The 18,636-nt window shown below is 75.1% G+C and carries 18 protein-coding genes; 7 read left to right on the plus strand and 11 right to left on the minus strand.

Annotated elements, in window-relative coordinates; all coding sequences use genetic code 11:
* Window positions 1-42 precede the first annotated feature (42 nt).
* The 6 genes from H299_RS0112915 to H299_RS33870 all read right to left on the minus strand — a co-directional run bounded on the left by H299_RS0112915 (window position 43) and on the right by H299_RS33870 (window position 7,242).
* Window positions 43-849, minus strand: a complete 807-nt coding sequence (locus tag H299_RS0112915; protein ID WP_027748752.1) for an ABC transporter permease — start codon at window positions 847-849, stop codon at window positions 43-45.
* The gene (locus H299_RS33865; protein WP_051262414.1) at window positions 846-1,868 is read right to left on the minus strand and encodes an ATP-binding cassette domain-containing protein; all 1,023 of its coding nucleotides are present in this window, start codon (window positions 1,866-1,868) and stop codon (window positions 846-848) included. Before H299_RS33865 ends, H299_RS0112915 begins: the two co-directional genes overlap by 4 nt.
* A gap of 74 nt (window positions 1,869-1,942) precedes the next feature.
* Entirely contained in the window at window positions 1,943-2,788 is an 846-nt protein-coding gene (locus H299_RS0112925; protein WP_027748753.1) for a DUF4097 family beta strand repeat-containing protein, read from the minus strand.
* Window positions 2,789-2,869: 81 nt separating this feature from the next.
* On the minus strand, window positions 2,870-3,406 hold the full coding sequence (locus H299_RS0112930) for a hypothetical protein (protein WP_027748754.1): 537 nt from the start codon (window positions 3,404-3,406) through the stop codon (window positions 2,870-2,872).
* Window positions 3,407-3,574: 168 nt separating this feature from the next.
* Window positions 3,575-3,955, minus strand: coding sequence for a hypothetical protein (locus tag H299_RS0112935; RefSeq protein WP_158692321.1), 381 nt, complete (start codon window positions 3,953-3,955; stop codon window positions 3,575-3,577).
* Entirely contained in the window at window positions 3,952-7,242 is a 3,291-nt protein-coding gene (locus H299_RS33870; protein ID WP_051262415.1) for a BTAD domain-containing putative transcriptional regulator, read from the minus strand. The genes H299_RS0112935 and H299_RS33870 overlap by 4 nt, the downstream gene beginning before the upstream one ends.
* 75 nt (window positions 7,243-7,317) lie before the next feature.
* Between H299_RS33870 and H299_RS0112945 the strand changes: the two genes are divergently transcribed.
* Window positions 7,318-8,250, plus strand: a complete 933-nt coding sequence (locus H299_RS0112945; protein ID WP_051262450.1) for an imine reductase family protein — start codon at window positions 7,318-7,320, stop codon at window positions 8,248-8,250.
* Here the strand turns inward: H299_RS0112945 and H299_RS0112950 are convergent.
* Complete coding sequence (locus H299_RS0112950) at window positions 8,247-9,665, minus strand: transcriptional regulator (protein ID WP_027748757.1); 1,419 nt, start codon at window positions 9,663-9,665, stop codon at window positions 8,247-8,249. The two genes, H299_RS0112945 and H299_RS0112950, sit on opposite strands and share 4 nt — an antisense overlap.
* A gap of 205 nt (window positions 9,666-9,870) precedes the next feature.
* Here H299_RS0112950 and H299_RS0112955 point away from each other — a divergent pair, with 205 nt between their 5' ends.
* Window positions 9,871-10,563: a DUF4232 domain-containing protein gene (locus H299_RS0112955; protein ID WP_027748758.1), complete on the plus strand. Its 693-nt coding sequence runs from the start codon at window positions 9,871-9,873 to the stop codon at window positions 10,561-10,563.
* A 103-nt stretch (window positions 10,564-10,666) separates the two neighbouring features.
* Here the strand turns inward: H299_RS0112955 and dhaL are convergent, their stop codons facing one another.
* The 3 genes from dhaL to H299_RS0112970 form a co-directional block, all read right to left on the minus strand.
* Window positions 10,667-11,302 carry a dihydroxyacetone kinase subunit DhaL gene (gene dhaL / locus H299_RS0112960; RefSeq protein ID WP_027748759.1) on the minus strand — a complete coding sequence of 212 codons (636 nt, stop codon included), beginning with the start codon at window positions 11,300-11,302 and terminating at the stop codon, window positions 10,667-10,669.
* Between the two features lie 60 nt (window positions 11,303-11,362).
* A complete protein-coding gene (gene dhaK, locus H299_RS0112965) occupies window positions 11,363-12,361 on the minus strand; it encodes a dihydroxyacetone kinase subunit DhaK (RefSeq protein WP_027748760.1) in 999 nt (332 codons plus the stop codon).
* Between the two features lie 94 nt (window positions 12,362-12,455).
* On the minus strand, window positions 12,456-13,298 hold the full coding sequence (locus H299_RS0112970) for an IclR family transcriptional regulator (RefSeq protein ID WP_027748761.1): 843 nt from the start codon (window positions 13,296-13,298) through the stop codon (window positions 12,456-12,458).
* Between the two features lie 92 nt (window positions 13,299-13,390).
* Between H299_RS0112970 and dhaM the strand changes: the two genes are divergently transcribed.
* Both dhaM and H299_RS0112980 read left to right on the plus strand, forming a co-directional pair.
* Complete coding sequence (gene dhaM / locus H299_RS0112975; protein WP_027748762.1) at window positions 13,391-13,783, plus strand: dihydroxyacetone kinase phosphoryl donor subunit DhaM; 393 nt, start codon at window positions 13,391-13,393, stop codon at window positions 13,781-13,783.
* Window positions 13,767-14,090: an HPr family phosphocarrier protein gene (locus H299_RS0112980; protein WP_078512726.1), complete on the plus strand. Its 324-nt coding sequence runs from the start codon at window positions 13,767-13,769 to the stop codon at window positions 14,088-14,090. Before dhaM ends, H299_RS0112980 begins: the two co-directional genes overlap by 17 nt.
* A gap of 28 nt (window positions 14,091-14,118) precedes the next feature.
* Here H299_RS0112980 and H299_RS0112985 read toward each other — a convergent pair whose 3' ends face one another.
* Window positions 14,119-14,646: an Lrp/AsnC family transcriptional regulator gene (locus H299_RS0112985; RefSeq protein ID WP_027748763.1), complete on the minus strand. Its 528-nt coding sequence runs from the start codon at window positions 14,644-14,646 to the stop codon at window positions 14,119-14,121.
* A gap of 262 nt (window positions 14,647-14,908) precedes the next feature.
* On the opposite strand from H299_RS0112985, the gene pdhA reads away from it, so the two are divergent.
* The 3 genes from pdhA to H299_RS0113000 all read left to right on the plus strand — a co-directional run bounded on the left by pdhA (window position 14,909) and on the right by H299_RS0113000 (window position 18,635).
* Window positions 14,909-16,108 carry a pyruvate dehydrogenase (acetyl-transferring) E1 component subunit alpha gene (gene pdhA / locus H299_RS33875; RefSeq protein ID WP_051262452.1) on the plus strand — a complete coding sequence of 400 codons (1,200 nt, stop codon included), beginning with the start codon at window positions 14,909-14,911 and terminating at the stop codon, window positions 16,106-16,108.
* 80 nt (window positions 16,109-16,188) lie between these two features.
* Complete coding sequence (locus tag H299_RS0112995; protein ID WP_051262453.1) at window positions 16,189-17,181, plus strand: alpha-ketoacid dehydrogenase subunit beta; 993 nt, start codon at window positions 16,189-16,191, stop codon at window positions 17,179-17,181.
* On the plus strand, window positions 17,181-18,635 hold the full coding sequence (locus H299_RS0113000; RefSeq protein ID WP_027748765.1) for a dihydrolipoamide acetyltransferase family protein: 1,455 nt from the start codon (window positions 17,181-17,183) through the stop codon (window positions 18,633-18,635). The genes H299_RS0112995 and H299_RS0113000 overlap by 1 nt, the downstream gene beginning before the upstream one ends.
* Window position 18,636 lies beyond the last annotated feature (1 nt).

Raw genomic sequence — 18,636 nt, forward strand, 5'->3', positions numbered from 1 at the left:
TGACCTGGAGGGGCACCACCGGGCCACGCCCAGGCGGGGTGCTCAGCGGCGGGTGGTGCCGCTGTGGAAGAGGGAGCGCGACCAGCCGTAACCGATCAGCGTGACCACCGCGCACCAGACGAGCGCGATCCAGCCGTCGTGGCCGATCGCTGTGCCGGTGAGCAGACCGCGCACGGTCTCGGTCATCGGCGTGAACGGCTGGTACTCGGCGAACCAGCGCAGGCCCGGCGACATCGACTCGGCGGGCACGAACGCGGAGCCGAGGAACGGCAGGAACTGGACGAGCAGCGGCTTGTTGCTCGCCGACTCGACCGTCTTGGAGATCAGCCCGAGCGCCACCGACAGCCAAGTCACCGAGAACGCGATGGCCGCCAGCAGTCCGGCCGCCGCCAGCCACTCCAGCGGGTTCGCGTCCGGCCGGAAGCCGACCGCGAGGGCCGCGCCGACGACGAGGACGACGCAGAGCATCGTCTGGATGACGCTGCCGAGGACATGGCCCGTCAGGAACGAGGAGCGCGTGATGTTCATGGTGCGGAAGCGGTTGATGATGCCCTCGGTCATGTCGGTGCAGACCGCGACCGAGGTCGACATCGAGCCGGCGGCCACGCCCATGATGATGATGCCGGGCGTCAGGTAGTTCACATACACGTCCCGGCTGCCGCCCGTGCCGCCCGTGCCGCCGAGCCCGGTGCCGAGGGAGTCGCCGAAGGCGTACGCGAACAGCAGCAGCATGAGGATGGGCGTGGCGGCCGTGGCGAACCCGACGGCGGGGTAGCGGATCGCGTGCTTCAGGTTGCGCCGCAGCATCGTTACGGAGTCCTGCACGGCGTAGGTGAGGGTGCTGCTCATCGGGGGGTCTCCTTCAGGTGCGGCACGGGTGCGGTGCTGGCGGCGCCGGGGGTGCCGGTGCGGCCGTCGCCGGTCAGGGCGAGGAAGACGTCGTCGAGGTCGGGGGTGTGCACGGAGAGATCGGCGGTGCGTACGCCGGTGGCGTCGAGCCGGTCCAGCAGGGCGCGCAGCGCGCCGAGGCCGCCGTCGCCCGCGATGCGCAGGGCGAGTTGCTCCTCGTCGCGGGCCGCGTCGGGGAAGGCGGTGGCCGCGCGGGCGTACTCCTGGGGGCCGGCGAAGCGCAGGCGTACGTGGCCGCCGGGGATCTGCGCCTTGAGCTGGTCGGCGGTGCCCTCGGCGACGATCCGGCCGCCGTCGAGCACGGCGATCCGGTCCGCCAGCTGGTCGGCCTCCTCCAGGTACTGGGTGGTGAGGAAGACGGTGACGCCGTCGGCGACCAGTTCGCGGACGATCCCCCACATGGTGCGGCGGCTGCGCGGGTCCAGGCCGGTCGTCGGCTCGTCGAGGAAGATCACCTGGGGGTCGCCGACCAGCGTCATGGCGAGGTCGAGCCGGCGCCGCATGCCGCCGGAGAAGAACGCGGCGCGCTGGCGGGCGACGTCCGCGATGTCGAAGCGCGCCAGCAACTCCTCGGCGCGGCGGCGCCCTTCGCGCTTGCCGAGGTGCAGCAGGTCGGCCATCAGGAGCAGGTTCTCCTCGGCGGTGAGGAGGTCGTCGAGCGCGGCGAACTGTCCGGTGACGCCGATGGCGGCGCGTACGTCGTCCGGTGCGGTGGCCACCGGGTGGCCCGCGACCTGGGCCTGGCCGCCGTCCGCGGCCAGGAGGGTGGAGAGGATCTGCACGGTGGTGGTCTTTCCGGCGCCGTTGGGCCCGAGCAGGGCGAACACGGTGCCGGCCGGGATGCGCAGGTCGATGCCGTCCAGGACGGTCTTGTCGCCGTAGGACTTGCGCAGGCCCACGGCGGAGACGGCGGCGGGCTGGCCGCCAGGGGTAGGCATGGGCATGACAGATGAAGGCATGTGCCCTCCCGTTTCGCGAGTGAAGTGGGTGAAGTGGGTGAAGAGGCGCAGCTGTGCCGTGAGTTGACGTGGCGTCAGGGGCGGGCGCGGCGGATGTCGATGTTGCCGCGCTGGGTGCGGGCCTTGATCTCGACGGTGTTCTCGGTCTTGTCCGGGCCGTCGGAGACGTCCAGCGTGCTGTGCACCTGGCCGGAGCCCGAGATGGCGTCGAGCCAGGCGGCCGTGCCCTCGCGGATGCCGATCTCGATGGCACCGTAGGAGGTCTCCAACTGCACGCTCCCGCGCGCGACTTCGTCGAGGCGCAGGGTGCCGTACGCGGTGGTGGCGGCGACGGAGCCCTCGGCGCGCTCGATGATGACGTCGCCCTTGGCGCCCCTCACGCGCAGATCGCCCAGGATGTGGCCGACGGTCGTGGTGCCGTGCGAGTTCTTCAGTACGGCCGGGCCGTCGACGGTGCCGACGCGCAGGCTGCCGGAGCTGGTGGAGATCTCGGCGGACCCCGCAACGCGGTCCACGGTGACGCTGCCGTGTGCCGTGTCCAGGTGCAGCGGCCCGGTGGTGTCGAGGCGGACATCGCCCGAGGAGATCTTGGCCCGCACCTCGCCGAGCCGTCCCTCGCCGTGCATCTGGGTCCAGGCGCCGGTCACCTCCACCTGTGAGCCCGTGGGCAGTTCGACCGTCACGTCCACGATGCCCGTGCGCCCCACGAGGTAGCGCGGCTTGGGCGTACGGACGGTCAACAGGCCGCCCGCACAGCGCACTTCGGTCTGCTCGGCGGCCTTCACGTCCTGGTCCCGCTTCGGGTCGCGGGGGCGCACCTGGACGAGGGTGTCGAGCCGTTCGGCGGTGATGAACCGGATGGAGCCGGCCGTCACATGGGCGGTGGCGGAGATCGTCGAGGGGGTGTCGAAAGAAGGCATGGCTGTCCCGTCCTCCTGGGTCTGGGTGGTGTCGCTGCTGGTGGGGCGCGGTGGGACGTGGTGCGGGTGCGGGGCGGGGCGCTAACGCACCCAGCCCGTGAAGCTCTGCCCGCCGGTGCGGGTGGCGCGCGTCCGCTCCGCCGTACGGGGCGGGGCGCCGCCCTCGACCGCGGCCGAGACGGCCCGTACCAGCCAGGCGTTGACCGACAGGCCCTCGCGGCTCGCGGCCTCCTCGGCGCGCCCCTTGAGGTGGGCGGGCAGCCGCAGGTTGACGCGGGCGGTGCCGCCGTCGTCGCCGTCGGCCGGTGCCGGGTCGGGGGCCGGCGCCTTGAGCGGCTCGGCGGGGGCGCGCTCGCCCTCGTACGCCTCGTCGCCCGCGGGCCGGGTGACCACGAAGTCGGGGTCGAGCCCGCGCAGCCGTACGTCGACCGAGCCGGGGGCGAGGTCGCGGGTGATCTCGTCCATCGCGGCGGAGAGCACGTGGAGCATCGTCAGGCGGGTCGCCGACTCCAGAGGGGCGGTGAGCCGCTCGGCCAGCTCGCGGGCTTCCTCGCCGCCCGCTTCGGCGGCCACCGCCAGCTCGCGGCGAAGGGTGTCGACATACGGCGTGAGGTCCATGACGCCATGATGGCGCCATTGTGGTGCCATATGCAAGTCGTTTCGAGATGCGACTTGAGGATGATCTCCGTGAGGCGGCCCTGAGCTGGGAAAATGTACGGACATCAATGATGTGCCATTGTGATGTCAGGGTGGCACATCTTTGATGTCAGGGTGGCGCATCGGGTGTCACGGGCGCCAGTGCTCCGCCCCGCCGTAGGCGTTCATCTCCACGACCTCCGCCGCGATGTGCACCGGCACGGTGCTCTCGCCCAGGTGTGCGCGGACCTGTTCGACGGCGATACGTGCCAGCGCGCGGTGCTCGTCCGAGAGCCTGAGAGGAGTCGCGATCTCAAGGTGCACGACCGCGCAGTCCGCACGGTCCCCGACGACCACCGGCTCCTCTATCCGCTGGAACCGGGTGACCGCCTCCCCCGCCCGCTTCTTCGGCACCGCCGCGAGGGCCGGGTGCAGGGCGAGCGCGAACCGCCCGCGGGCGAAGGCGTCGGCCAGGGCGGCGGAGTAGGCCACGGTCACGCGCGTCATGGGTGGTTCGGAGATCTGCTTCATCGCGGCAGCGTAAGCCAGTCGCCCGCGCCCTGCGCCCGCCCCTGCGCCAACTGCGCGGCGTACGCGCGCTCGCCGAGCGCCGTCCGCAGCGTGTCGCCGATCCGCTCGACGTCACCGCGCTCCCCCGGCGGCAACGGCGCCCCCACCGACTCCCGGGCGGCCTCGGCCGCGCCCAGCAGCCGGGCCGCCTCGTCGTACCGGCCGGCCAGCGCGCGCGCCCCCGCCGTCCCCTCCAGCGCGAGCGCCACCGCGCGGACGTCACCGGTGCCGCGCGCCGTCGTGAGGCCCTCCTCGTGCAGCGCGGTCGCGGCGGCGGTGTCGCCGCGCAGCTCGGCCACGAAGCCCAGTTCGGCCAGGATCAGCGCGACGCCCGGGGCGCCCTCCCACTGGCGGCACCAGGCCAGCCATTCGCGCAGGTGCGCCTCGGCCACCGCCAGCCTGCCCTGCCGCCGGGCGCCCAGGGCGAGGCCGACCTCGGCGACCTCCCGGGCCCGCTGGTCGGCGTGGTGTACGGCCAGTCGGCGGGCGCGCTCGTGGTACTCCTCGGCCTTGGCGAGGTCGCCGCGCAGCAGCGCGGTGCGGCCGGTGCGGGAGAGCAGGGCAGTGATCTCGGAGGACAGGCCCAGCTCCTCGGCGATGCGCAGGCCGTCCCGGTCCAGGCGTTCGGCTGCCGCGTAGTCCCCGGCGATCTCGACCAGTCCGCGCCGCACGCGCATCGCCCGGAGCATCCCCCAGCCGTCGCCGACCTGTTCGAACAGGGCCAGGCTCCGTCCGCTGTCCCGCAGCGCGGTGTCGGCGCCGGACGCGTGCAGCTGCGACGCCCGTACGCTCAGCGCGGCGGCCGTACCCCACGGGTCGCCGAGGGCGGTGAACCCGGCGTGGGCGCGGTCGATCAGGTCCCGGCTGACGGCGGGATCGCCGAAGCCGGTGTGCGCGAAGCCGAGGAACCACTGCGCCATGGCACGCGCGGCCGGATCGGTGACGGCTGCCGGGAACTCCGGGACCCGCTCCAGCGGGGCGCGGTCGGCGCCGTCCAGGATGAGCAGCGCGATGCCCGCGCGCCAGGCGCGGGCCCGCGCGCGCAGGTCCGGTACGGGGGTGGGCACGGGCGCGGGCACGTCCAGCGCCAGCGCCAGGTCCAGCGCGCCGCGCGCCTCGCCGAGCCGGCCGCGCAGGTACCAGTACCAGGACAGCGCGTTCACCAGCCGCAGCGCGAGTTCCGCCGCGTCCTCGCCGGTGCCGCGCGCCGCCAGGCCGTCCAGGGCCGCCCGCAGGTTGGCGGTCTCGGCGTCCAGACGGCGCAGCCAGTCGCGTTGCCCGTGGCCGCGCAGCCGGGGCTCCGCCCGCTCGGCCCACTCCACGTAGTAGCGGTGGTGCCGCGCCCGTACCCGCTCGGCCTCGCCCGGCACCGCGCACTCCGCCAGCCGTTCGCGTGCGTAGGCGTGTACGGACTCCAGCAGCCGGTACCGTGCCGGGGCTCCGGCCACCGCCACGACCAGCGAGCGGTCCACCAGCTGCCCCAGCAGTCCGAGGACCTCCTCCCGCCGCACCCCGTCGCCCGCGCACACCGCCTCGGCCGCCTCCAGCGTGCAGCCGTCCGCGTGCACGGACAGCCTGCGCAGCACGGTCCGTTCGGCTCCGGTCAGCAGCTCCCAGCTCCAGTCGATCACGCCGCGCAGAGTCTGCTGCCGCGCCGGGGCGGCGCGCCGCCCGCCGGACAGCACCGGGAAGCGGTCGTCCAGCCGGTCGGCCAGTTCGGCCGCGCCGAACATCCGCATCCGGGTGGCCGCCAGCTCCAGCGCGAGCGGCAGCCCGTCCAGCCGGCGGCAGACGGCGGCCACCGCGGCGGCGTTGTCCTCGTCGACGGTGAACCCGGGCGCCGCGGCGGCGGCCCGTACGGTGAACAGCCGTACGGCGGCCGACTCCCGCAGCGCCCCGTGCGGCGCGCCCGGCGGCGGGGTCTCCAACGGCGGCACCGGACACAGCAGTTCGCCGGGGATCTCCAGCGGCGCGCGGCTGGTGGCCAGCACGCGCAGTCCTGGTGCCGTCCGCAGCAGCGCCTCGGTCAGCTCGGTGACCGGGCCGATCACGTGCTCGCAGTTGTCCAGGACCAGCAGCATCCGGCGGGTGCGCAGCGCGTCGGCCAGCTGGTCGGCCGTCGTGGTGCGGCCCTCGTCCCGCAGGCCGAGGACGGTCGCCAGCGCCCGCGCGACCCGGGGCACGTCCGACGTCCGCTCCAGCGCGGCGAGTTCGGCCAGCCACACGCCGTCCTCGTACGGGCCGTGCGGGCCCTCGGGCGTGTGGGGCTCGGCCGCCTCGGCGGCTGCTGCCAGCGCGAGCCGGGTCTTGCCGACGCCGCCCGGGCCGGTGAGGGTGATCAGCCTGCCCCGCCCGAGCAGTTCCCGTACCCCGGCGAGGGCGGCTTCGCGGCCGATCAGTCCGGAGAGCGGGGCGGGCAGGTTCGTGGGCCAAGGCGGCGCGGCGCCGGTCGGTGCGGCGGCGTACGGGGCGGGGCCGGTGCCGGCGCCGGGGCTGAGGGCGGGCTCCTGGCGGAGCATCGCCGCGTGCAGCGCGGCCAGTTCGGGCCCCGGATCGACGCCCAGCTCGTCGGCCAGCAACCGGCTCAGCTCCCGGTAGGCGGCCAGCGCCTCGCCCTGGCGACCGGCCCCGTACAGCGCCCGCAGGTGCGCCGCCCGCAGCCGTTCGCGCAGCGGGTGGGCGGCGGCCGGTGCGCTCAGCTCGCCCGCCAGCGCGCTGTGCTCGCCCAGCGCGAGCCGCGCCTCCGCCCGGTCCTCCAGGGCGGTCAGCCGCTCCTCCTCCAGCCGGGCGCTCTCCGGCCGGACGAACGCCTCCTCGGTGAAGTCGGCGTACGCGGGACCGCGCCACAGGGCCAGCGCGTCGCCCAGCAGCGCGGCGCGCTCCGCCGGGGCGGCCGTCGTACGGGCCCGCGCCGTCAGCATGCGGAACCGCTCGGCGTCCACGGTCGCGGCCCCGTCGCCGGTCCGCAGCAGGTACCCGGCGGGGGTCCACCGCACCAGCTCCCGCGCGCCCGGTTCGGCCCGCTCCAGCGCCGCCCGCAGGCGCGACACCTTGGCCCGCAGCGCCGCCGCCGGGTGGACGGGCTGCCGCGTACCCCACAGGCCGTCGATCAGCCGGTCGGCCGTCACCGGACGCCCGGCGTGCACGAGCAGTGCGGCGAGCACGGCGCGGACCTTGGTCTCGCGGATCGCGACCGGCTCCCCGTCCGCCGCCCGGACCGCCAGCGGGCCCAGCACCCCGAATCGCATGCCTCCACGATAGGCGCCGCCCGACCGGCACCGGAGCGGCACCCGAGCGGCACACCGGCCAGCGACAGTCCCCCCATGACAACGAACGACAGCACCCCCGCCACCCCCGCCCAGGCCCCGGCCCCCGCGCCCGTGGCCGTGCTCGGCCTCGGCCTGATGGGCCGGGCCCTGGCCGCCGCCCTGCTGGCCGCCGGCCACCCCACCACCGTCTGGAACCGCTCACCCGGGAAGGCGGACGCCCTCGCCGCCCAGGGCGCCGTGCGCGCGCGGACCGCCGCCGACGCCGTCCGGTCCGCCCCCGTGGTGATCGTCTGCGTGTCGACGTACGACGTGGTCCACGAGGTGCTCGACCCGCTGGCCGCCGACGTGGACGGCCGTACGCTGGTCAACCTCACCAGCGGCACCCCCGAGGAGGCCCGCCGGGCCGCGTCCTGGGCGGCTGTGCACGGCGCCGACTACCTCGACGGGGCGATCATGGGCGTGCCCCAGATGATCGGCCTGCCCGAGACCCTGCTCCTGCACGGGGGCCCGCGGAAGGTCTTCGAGGCCCAGGAACCCCTGCTCCGCGTCCTCGGCGGCGTCAACACCTACCTCGGCGAGGACCCCGGGCTCCCGCTGCTCTACGACATGGCGCTGCTCACGCTGCTCTACGCGACCGGGCAGGGGCTCACCCACGCACAGGCCATGGTCGGCACGGCGGGCGTCTCCGCGACCGAGTTCCAGCCGCACGCCGCCAGCGTGTTCCACACGGTGCTCGCCGGGCTCTTCGACACCGAGGGTGCCCGCGTCGTCGACGAGGCCGACTACGCCACCGAGGTCTCCAACATCTCCACCAACCAGCTGACCGTCGGCCACATCATCCGCACCAGCCGCGAACTCGGCCTCCCGACCGACTGGCTGGTGCCCGTCCAGGAAGGGCTCGACCGGGCGGTCCGGGAGGGGTACGCGGCCGACAACCCGGCCCGCCTGATCGAGTACGTCCGCCCGGACGCCCCGGACGCCCGCTAGCCCTCCCGCTCGATCCACTCGCCGCCGCCCAGCGGGTAGTCGTAGCCGGGGCGGCCGGCGCCGGCGCTCGTGCGGAACGGTGTGCCGCTGCTGTCGATGTGCACGGTGCCGCGGCGGTCGCCGCTGGACCAGTCCAGCGAGAGGTCCCAGCTGACATCGTGCGCATCGGTGCGGGCGGTGACGTAGAAGACCTCCGGGTCCGTCTCGCTGATCTTGTACGGGAAGTCCCGCTGGCCGTTCTTGACCTCGACGGTGGGACTGCCGCTGTCGAGGTCGACGTCGAACGACTTGGTCTCGACGTTTCCTCCGCAGCCGACGCCCATCGAGTAGTCGTTCCACGCGAGCGGCGCGCCCTTGGTGACGACCCGTACGTGCAGCGCCTCCAGGACGACCGTCTCCTCCGCGGTGCCCTGCACGGTCAGCGCGACGCGCTGCTCCCCCGAGGAGACCGCGCCGTACGCACCGGCCCAGCGGGGCGCGTCCTGCTCGCCGGCGGGCGGGCCCACCTTCTCGGGCTCGTCGTCGACGAGGAAGTGCTGGCTGCACGGGCTGTCGTACACGTAGGGGCGGGTGGCGACGTTCAACGGCGCGCCCTCGTCGGGCCGGGCGGCGGGCCCGTCGTCGCGGGCGGCGGACTCCGGGGACGGCGCGGCGGGACGACCGGTCTCCGCGCGCTTGGCCGGGGGCCGGGAGGCGGACGCGGACTGCCGCCCGCCGTCCGCCCGTTCGGAGCCGGCGTCGCTGTCGCCGTTGCCGTCGGCGCGGGGCGCGGCGTCGCTCCCGGCGACCTCGGCGGCCGTCGGGCCGCCGTCGCCGCCTCCGGAGGAGGGGAGGTTCACGGCGAGCACGACGGCTCCCAGCACGGCGGCAGCGGCGGCGGAGGCGATGAGCGCGGTACGGCGCCGTGAGCGCCGCGCGGGTGTGGACGGGACGGCGGCGCTGACCACCGGTTCGGTCGGCTCGGTCGGCTCGGCGGGCTCGGGACGCTCGGCACGCTCGGCGCTGGCGGCGGGATCGCGGGATTCACCGCCGCCGCCGGCGGACGCTGCGGGCTCCGCCGGGCCTGCCGTTGGCGTCGCCGCCGCGTCTGTCCCCGCCGCGTCTGCCCGCGGTCCCGCCCCCGGCGCCCGGCGCCCCTTCGCCGCGTCCGCCAGAATCCACCGCCGGTGCAGCTCGACCAGTTCCTCGGGAGTCGCCCGGCACACCCGGGCGAGCCGTTCGACCGGCGCGTAGTCGGCGGGCACCGCGCTGCCGTTGCAGTAGCGGTGCAGCGTCGACGTGCTCAGGTGCAGTCGCCGGGCGAGCGCCCCGTAGCTCTGCCCCGAGCGTTCCTTGAGCCTGCGCAGCAGCTCCGCGAACGCGTCCGCGTCCCCGGCGCCCCCCGCCGCTCCCGTGGACCCGGTGGAGCCCGTCACCCCTGACACGGTCGATCCCCTTCCCCCTGCGGCACCCGCGCGTCCCAGGACCGCGTTCCAGGCGCCTGGTGTTTTCCCTGGTCAGAGCCCGTTCCGCGTCCCAGCGTCCCCAACTGCCCGGCATACGTGGCGGCTGGGACGGATCACCCCGCAGGCTCAGGCCATCCAAGCATCACATCCGCCGTACCGCCGAAGGGGCTCAGCCATGTTCCGCATCCGCAACTCCCGTACCCGCAATTCCCGTACCCGCCTTCTGACCGCCGCCGCGACCGGCACGCTCGCCCTCCTCTCCCTGACGGCGTGCGGCGACGGCTCGGGGGTACGCGACGAGGGCTCGTCCGCGAAGCCCGCCGCCGCGTCCCGCTCGGCCGACTCGCCCGCCGACTCCCCTTCGGCGGAGGGCGCGAAGCCCGCGCCCCACGGCGCCAAGGGCGGCGGTAAGGAGCCCGCGGAGAAGACCGGTGCGGCGGGGAAGGCCGTCACGTGCGAGAGCGGCACCACCAAGACGACCGCGGCCCCGCTCAGCCGCCCCGTCAACCACCTGCTGCTCACGGTCACCAACACCGGCAGCAGCACCTGCCACCTGTACGGCTATCCGGCCGTCAACTTCGGCGACGCCCAGTCCGTACCGCCGGTCATCGAGGAGTCCCAGCCGCAGGCCGTCGTCACGCTCGCCCCGGGCGAGGCGGGCTACGCCTCGGTGAACCTGTCCTCGACCGACGGCAGCGGCCAGGGCGGCAGGACCGCGAAGTCCCTGGCCGTCTTCCTCCAGGACCGTGACGGCGAGTTCGCCTCCGCGTCCGCCCGGCCGACGCTGCCCGACGCGGGCGTGTACGTCGACGACTCGCTCAAGGTGACGTACTGGCAGCAGTCGCTGGACGACGCCGTCAGCTGGTGACACCGCCGCACGCCGACGCAGCGCAGCGCACGCGGGGGCCGTCGCCCCGGCGTGCGCTGCCGCGTTCGAGCCGCCGTTCAAGCCGCCATGCCGGCCGCCGCGTTCAGGCCGTGGCCGTGCCCGCCGCCGCGTCGGCGAGGGCGCGGAAGACCAGGGCCGTGGAGGTGGCGCCCGGGTCCTGGTGCCCGACGCTGCGCGTGCCCAGGTAGGAGGCGCGGCCCTTGCGGGCCTGGAGCGGGATGGTGGACCGCATGCCCTCCTCCGCCGCTTCGGCGGCGGCGCGGGCGGCCCTGGCGAAGTCGCCTTCCGCCTCGGCGGCCTGCTGGAAGGCGGCCAGCGCCGGGGCGTACGCGTCGACCATCGTCTTGTCGCCGACGGCTGCCGCCCCGAGCCGCTGGAGGCTCTCCAGTCCGGCGGCGAGTGCCTCGGCGAACTGCCGGGCGTCCGCGGTCGGGCCGGTGAGGGCCTTGCCGACGGCACGGAAGACGCTGCCGTAGAGCGGGCCGGAGGCGCCGCCGACCTTGGAAACCAGCGTGCGGCCCGTCAGGGCCAGCACCTCGCCGGGACCGGCCGCCTCCTGCTCGTCGAGCGCGGCGGTCACGGCGGTGAAGCCGCGCGCCATGTTCGCTCCGTGGTCGGCGTCGCCGATGGCGGAGTCGAGTTGGGTGAGCTGGTCCTTGTGTGCGTCGACGGCCGTGGCGACGGCCTGCACCCAGGTGCGGGCGAGGGCGATGTCCACCGGAACTCCTTCGTGTGGCGGGTCGGTCGTGCGGGGTGGGGAGCGGTGCCCGGAGGGGGTCTACACGCCCCAGCGCAGGGCGGGGGTGTCGACGGGCGCGTCCCACAGGTCGAGCAGCGCGGCGTCCGCCCGGCACACGGTGAGGGATACCCCGGCCATGTCGAGGCTGGTGACGTAATTGCCCACCAGGCTGCGGGCGATCCGCACCCCGCGGTCGGCGAGGACGGCGGCGACCTCGTGGAAGACGACGTACAGCTCCAGCAGCGGTGTCGCGCCGAGGCCGTTGACCAGCACGAGCGTCTCGTCGCCGGTGCTCAGCGGCTGGTCGGTGAGGATCGCGTCCAGCGCGTCGGCCACGATCTCGCGGGCCGGGCGGATGCGCTCGCGGCGGCGGCCGGGCTCGCCGTGGATACCGACGCCCACCTCGATCTCGTCCTCGGGCAGCTCGAATCCGGGCTTTCCCGCGGCCGGGGTGGTGCACGCGGTGAGCGCGACGGCGAAGGAGCGGGAGGCGGCGTTGACCTGGCGGGCCGCCTCCGCGACGGTCGCCAGGTCGGCGCCCCGCTCGGCCAGCGCGCCCGCGATCTTCTCGACGAACAGGGTGGCTCCGGTGCCCCGGCGGCCGGCCGTGTGCGTGGAGTCCTGGACGGCGACGTCGTCGTCGACCAGGACCGTCTGCACGGTGATGCCCTCGTCCTCGGCCAGCTCGGCGGCGACCTGGAAGTTCAGCACGTCCCCGGTGTAGTTCTTCACCACCAGGAGCACCCCGGCCCCGGTGTCGGCGGCGCGGGCGGCGGCCAGCACCTGGTCGGGCACGGGCGAGGTGAACACCTCGCCCGGACAGGCCGCGTCCAGCATGCCCGCGCCGACGAAGCCGCCGTGCAGCGGCTCGTGGCCCGACCCGCCGCCGGAGATCACCGCGACCTTGCCGGGCGCCTTGCCGGTGCGCCGGGTGATCACCCGCGCCTCCGCGTTCACCCGCAGGCCGGGATGGGCGGCGGCCATCCCGGCGAGCGCGTCCTCCAGGACCGTCTCGGGGGAGTTGATGAGCTTCTTCATGAGCGGGCTCCTTGGGAGGGACAGCGACCGACGCCCTGGTCTCGTTCGTCATGAATGAACGATGTTCGGAAGTTAAATCGCTGTTTCACGGCTGTCAAGAGGCGCGCCGTACGGGGGCGCCGCGCGGGGCGCCCAGGTCGCGGGAGAGGCTGCGCGCGGTCTCGCGTACGGCGACGGCCAACTCCTGGCGCGCCGCGCCGTACGGGGCCGCCGACCCGTCCGCGCCGTGCGTCCCGCCCGCGCCGTCCGCGTCGCCCGGTGGGGCCGCGAGCAGCCGCTCGACCGGACCGACCAGGCCGATCGCGCCCGCCACCTCGCCCGAACGGTCGAAGACCGGCGCGGCGATCCCGGCGTCGCCGAGCGCCGACTCCTGGTCCTCCAGTGCGTACCCCGTCCCCGCCACCCGCTCCAGCTGCGCCGCGAGCACCGCCGGGTCGGTGACGCTGGCGCCGGTGAGCACCGCCAGCTCGGCGCCCAGCAGCCGCGCGCGGTCCTCCTCCGGGGCGAACGCCACCACCGCCTTGCCCAGGGCGCAGGTGCTCCACGGGATGCTCGCGCCCACCTCCAGGATCTGCACGGCGCCCGCGGGCCGGAACGCGTGGTGCACGACGAGCATCTGGTCCCCGTTGCGCACGGCCACCCACACCGCCTCGCCCGTACGCGTGGCCAGCAGGTCGGCCCAGGTCACCGAGCGGGTGCGCAGCTCCTGGGTGTCCAGGTAGGCGTTCCCCAGCTGCACGAGGTCGGGCCCGAGCTGGTACTTGCTGCTCTCCCGGTCCTGCACCACCAGGCCCTCGGCCTCCAGGGTGCGCAGCAGCGCGTGGGCGGTCGGCTTCGCGACGCCCATGCGGTCGGCCAGCTCGGTCACGCCCAGGCGGGGCCCGCTGGTGGCCAGCTCCCGGAGTATCCGGGCGGCTCGCTGTACCGCCTGCACCATGGAGTGTCCTCGCAATCTCGGCGTGCGGGTCCGGATGCGGATTCAGTATTCGGTATTGCTGAACGCTGTTCCGGAATCTAGTATCCCCGTTCATGACCAGTTCAGTCGGCATCGTACTCGTGTCCCACAGCGCCGAGATGGCGCTCGGCCTGCGCCGGCTCGCGGAGCAGATCGGGTCGGACAGCGTCCCCGTGGCCACCGCGGGCGGCACCGAGGAGGGCGGCGTCGGCACCAGCTACGCCCTCGTCCTCGCCGCGCTCCAGGAGGCGGACCGGGGGGCGGGCGTCGTCGTGCTGCCCGACCTGGGCAGTTCCGTCCTGACCGCCCGTGCCGTCCTGGAGGATCACCCCGATTCCCGGGTGCGGATCGTCGACGCGCCGTTCGTGGAGGGGGCGGTGGCCGCCGTGGTCACCGCCGCCACCGGCGCCGACCTGGAGACCGTCGTGAACGCCGCCGAGGAGGCCCGCCATGTCCGTAAGCTCTGACACGCCCGCAGGCGCGGAGACAGCCGCAAGCGCCGCCGCCCCCGATCCCGGGGCCCGGCACGAGGCGAGCGTCGTCCTGCCCGCCCCGCTGCACGCCCGCCCGGCGGGCCAGCTCGCCCAGGCGGCGGGCCGCTTCACCAGCACGCTGGAGCTGGCCGTAGGCGACCGCACGGTCAACCCGCGCGGCGTGCTCGGCCTGATGAGCCTCGGTGCCGCCGAGGGCACCACCGTGGTCGTACGCGCCCAGGGTGACGACGCGGCGGAGGCGGTCGCGGCCCTGGCCGAGGTCCTGCGCGCGGCCACCTGACCGGCGGGGCGAGGCGCGCAGCGGCCCGTCACGCCTCCGGGCCGAGGTCCGTCTCCTCGAAGACCAGCAGGGTGCGGGTGCTCAGCACCTCCGGGATGGCCTGGATGCGGGTGAGGACCAGGTCGCGCAGTGAGCGGTTGTCGACGGTGTGCACCAGCAGCAGGACGTCGAAGTCGCCGCCCACCAGCGCCATGTGGGCGGCCCCCGGCAGCTCCTGGAGGCGCTCCCGCACCGAGCGCCAGGAGTCCTGGACGATCTTCAGCGTGATGTACGCGGAGGTCCCGTGCCCCGCGCGCTCCTGGTCGATGCGGGCACTGAAGCCGCGGATCACGCCGTCCTCGATCATGCGGTTGATGCGCGCGTACGCGTTGGCGCGGGAGACGTGCACCTCGTCCGCCACGGACCGTATCGACGCGCGCCCGTCCGCGCGCAGCAGGCGCAGGATGTCGCGGTCGATGGAGTCCAGCGGGCGGACCGGGGGGCGGGGCTCGGCGTCCGGTGCCCTGGACGGCGGAGTGCGCAGCGGGGGCGGGCTGGCCATTTGTTCGTCCGGCATAGGTTCAGGCTTCCCGCTGGTGGACGTCCTGCACTCAGCATTTGTATTACCGGGCAGTTTGTCCACAGCGTGGGGCTGTGTGTAGCCAAAGTGTGCGGGCGACCGAACAATCGGTAGGGAAGCCCGCCACGCTTTCGTCCATCCCGGAGCCGTAGCCGGAGCCCGCCGTCGCCCGGCGACCGCCACCAGCGGTCCGCCGCCGCCCGCGCCCCCGTCCGCGTCGCCCCGGTGCCGACGCCCCCGTACGGAGGAGGTGCTCACCATGACGGTCCTCGAGCAGCCCGGTGCCTACCATCTCGCCCCGCCCCCCGGCTGGCGCCCGCAGGCCGACCCGGCGCCCCTGCTGCCGGACGCCGAGCCCTACCGGCTGCTGGGGACCGGCGCCGGGCCGGACGAATCCGCCGCGCTCGATCCGGCCCTGCTGCTGCGGCTCTACCGCGAGCTGGTGCGCGGCAGGCGGTACAACGAGCAGGCCACCGCCCTGACCAAGCAGGGCAGGCTGGCCGTGTACCCCTCCTCCACCGGCCAGGAGGCCGCCCAGGTCGCGGCGGCGCTCGTCCTGGAGGAGCGGGACTGGCTCTTCCCCAGCTACCGCGACACCCTCGCCGCCGTCGCGCGCGGCCTCGACCCGGTCGAGGTGCTGTCGCTGCTGCGCGGCGACTGGCACAGCGGCTACGACTCGCGCGCCACCCGGGTCGCCCCGCTGTGCACCCCGCTCGCCACCCAGCTCCCGCACGCGGTGGGGCTGGCGCACGCCGCCCGGCTGGCGGGCGACGACGTGGTGGCCCTCGCGATGGTCGGGGACGGCGGCACCAGCGAGGGCGACTTCCACGAGGCGCTCAACTTCGCGGCGGTGTGGCGCACGCCCGTCGTCTTCCTCGTCCAGAACAACGGCTTCGCGATCTCCGTACCGCTGGCCAAGCAGAGCGCGGCTCCCTCCCTCGCGCACAAGGCCGTCGGCTACGGCATGCCCGGGCGGCTGGTGGACGGCAACGACGCGGCGGCCATGCACCAGGTCCTCCAGGACGCCGTTCGGCGCGCCCGCCGGGGCGGGGGGCCGACCCTCGTCGAGGCGGTCACCTACCGGATGGAGGCGCACACCAACGCCGACGACGCCACCCGCTACCGCGCCGAGGGCGAGGTCGACTCCTGGCGCGAGCACGACCCGATCGCCCTGCTGGAGCGGGAGCTGCGCGCCGGGGGAGCGCTGGACGAGGACGCCGTACGGGAGGCGGCGGAGCGCGCGGAGGAGCTGGCGGCCGGGATGCGCACCCGCCTCAACCAGGACGCGCGGCTGCGTCCCGACGACCTCTTCGCCCAGGTGTACGCGACCGGGACGGCGCAGCTGCGGGAGCAGCGCGAGCAGCTCGCGGCGGAGCTGGCGGCGGACGAGGCGGCGGGCCAGGCGGCGAGCCAGGCGGCGAGCCAGGCAGCCGCCGCGGCGCAGAGGAGCGGCCGGTGAGCACGCAGGAGACCGCCCGCGCCGCAGCCACCGCCGCCGCCGTCCCCCCGGACGCAGCCGCGCCCCGGAAGCCCGCCAGCATGGCGCAGGCGCTGAACCGCGCGATGCGCGACGCCATGGCCGCCGACCCCTCGGTCCACGTGCTCGGCGAGGACGTCGGCACGCTCGGCGGCGTCTTCCGCGTCACCGACGGGCTGGCCGCCGAGTTCGGCGCCGACCGCTGCACGGACACCCCGCTGGCGGAGGCCGGAATCCTGGGTGCCGCCGTGGGCATGGCCATGTACGGGCTGCGGCCGGTGGTCGAGATGCAGTTCGACGCCTTCGCCTACCCCTCGTTCGAGCAGCTGGTCTCGCACGTGGCCCGGATGCGGAACCGCACGCGCGGCGCGCTCCACATGCCGATCACCGTGCGCGTCCCGTACGGCGGCGGCATCGGCGGCGTCGAGCACCACAGCGACTCCTCCGAGGCGTACTACGTGGCGACGCCCGGCCTGCACGTCGTCACCCCCGCCACCGTCGCCGACGCCTACGGGCTGCTGCGCGCCGCCATCGCCTCCGACGACCCGGTGGTCTTCATGGAGCCCAAGCGGCTCTACTGGGGCAAGGCCGACTGGTCGCCGGAGGCGCCCGAGGAGGTGCCGGGGATCGGCCGCGCGGTGGTGCGCAGGCCGGGGACTTCCGCGACACTGATCACCTACGGGCCGTCCGTGCCGGTGTGTCTGGCGGCGGCGGAGGCGGCCCGCGAGGAGGGCTGGCAGCTGGAGGTCGTGGACCTGCGCTCACTCGTGCCGTTCGACGAGGAGACGGTGGTCTCCTCGGTGCGGCGGACGGGGCGCGCCGTGATCGTCCACGAGTCGCCGGGCTTCGGCGGGCCGGGCGGGGAGATCGCGGCCCGCGTGGGGGAGCGCTGCTTCCATTACCTTGAGGCACCGGTGCTGCGGGTCGCGGGATTCGACATCCCCTACCCGCCGCCGATGCTGGAGCGGCACCACCTGCCGGGCGTGGAACGCGTCCTGGACGCGGTGGCGCGGCTCCAGTGGGAGAGCGACTGGACGGAAGGCGGCGGTAAGTGATGGCGGAAGTCCGCGAGTTCGCGCTCCCCGATCTGGGGGAGGGCCTGACCGAGGCGACGATCGTCCGGTGGATGGTCGCCGTCGGCGACATGGTCGCGGTGGACCAGGCGGTGGTCGAGGTCGAGACGGCCAAGGCGCTGGTGGACGTCCCGTGCCCACACGCCGGCGTCGTCACCGCGCGGTACGGGGCGGAGGGGGACGAGGTCCCGGTGGGGACGCCGCTGGTGGCGGTGGCGGTGGGCAGCAGCCCCGGGGACGCGGGAGCGGCTGCCGCGCCGCCTGAGTCCGCGCCCGGGTCCGCATCCGGGTCCGGGTCCGCATCCGGGTCCGCGTCCGGGTCCTCCGCCGCGGCACCGCCCGCGCCTGCCGGTGACGACGGCTCGGGCAACGTACTCGTCGGCTACGGCACCCGCGCCCCCGCCGCCCGCCGCCGCCGTCCGGTGCGCACCGGCGGTGCGGGCGTGCCCGACGCGCGCGCCGTCGGCGGCGAGGCGACCGGCGGCTCGGTGCCCCGCACCGACGACGCCGAGCGCGCCTCGGTCGCCGTCATCTCGCCGCTCGTGCGCCGCGTCGCCCGCGAGCACGGCATCGACCTGCGCACCGTGACCGGCTCCGGCCCCGAGGGCCTGGTGCTGCGCGCCGACGTCGAACGCGCCGTACGCGCCCCGGCCGCCGCCCCTGCCCCGGCCGCCGTCCCTGCCCCTGCCGCCGCGCCCGCCGCCTCCGCCACAGCCCCCGCGGCCTCCGGCACCCGCCTGCCGCTGCGCGGCCTGCGCGGCGCGGTCGCCGAGAAGATGTCCCGCAGCCGCCGCGAAATCCCCGACGCCACCTGCTGGGTGGACGCCGACGCCACCGAACTCCTGGCCGCGCGCCGGGCGATGAACGCCCCGCCGGCCACCCCCGGCGCCGCCCCCCGCGCCCCCATATCCCTGCTCGCGCTGCTCGCCCGGATCTGCACGGACGCGCTCACCCGCTTCCCCGAACTGAACTCCACCGTCGACACCGAGGCGCACGAGGTGGTCCGCCTCGACGCCGTCCACCTCGGCTTCGCCGCCCAGACGGACCGGGGGCTCATCGTCCCCGTCGTCCGCGACGCGCACACCCGCAGCGCCGAGCAGCTCTCCGCCGAGATCACCCGGCTCACCGGCGCCGTCCGGGGCGGCGCGCTCTCCCCCGCCGAGCTGACCGGCGGCACCTTCACGCTCAACAACTACGGCGTCTTCGGCGTGGACGGCTCCACCCCGATCATCAACCACCCCGAGGCGGCGATGCTCGGCGTCGGCCGCATCGTGGAGAAGCCCTGGGTGGTGGCGGGCGAGCTGGCGGTGCGCAGCGTCGTTCAGCTGTCGCTGACCTTCGACCACCGGGTGTGCGACGGCGGTACGGCGGGCGGATTCCTGCGGCATGTCGCGGACTGCGTGGAGCAACCGGCGGTGCTGCTCCGTACTCTCTGAG

It is taken from the genome of Streptomyces sp. CNH287 (genome assembly GCF_000424825.1).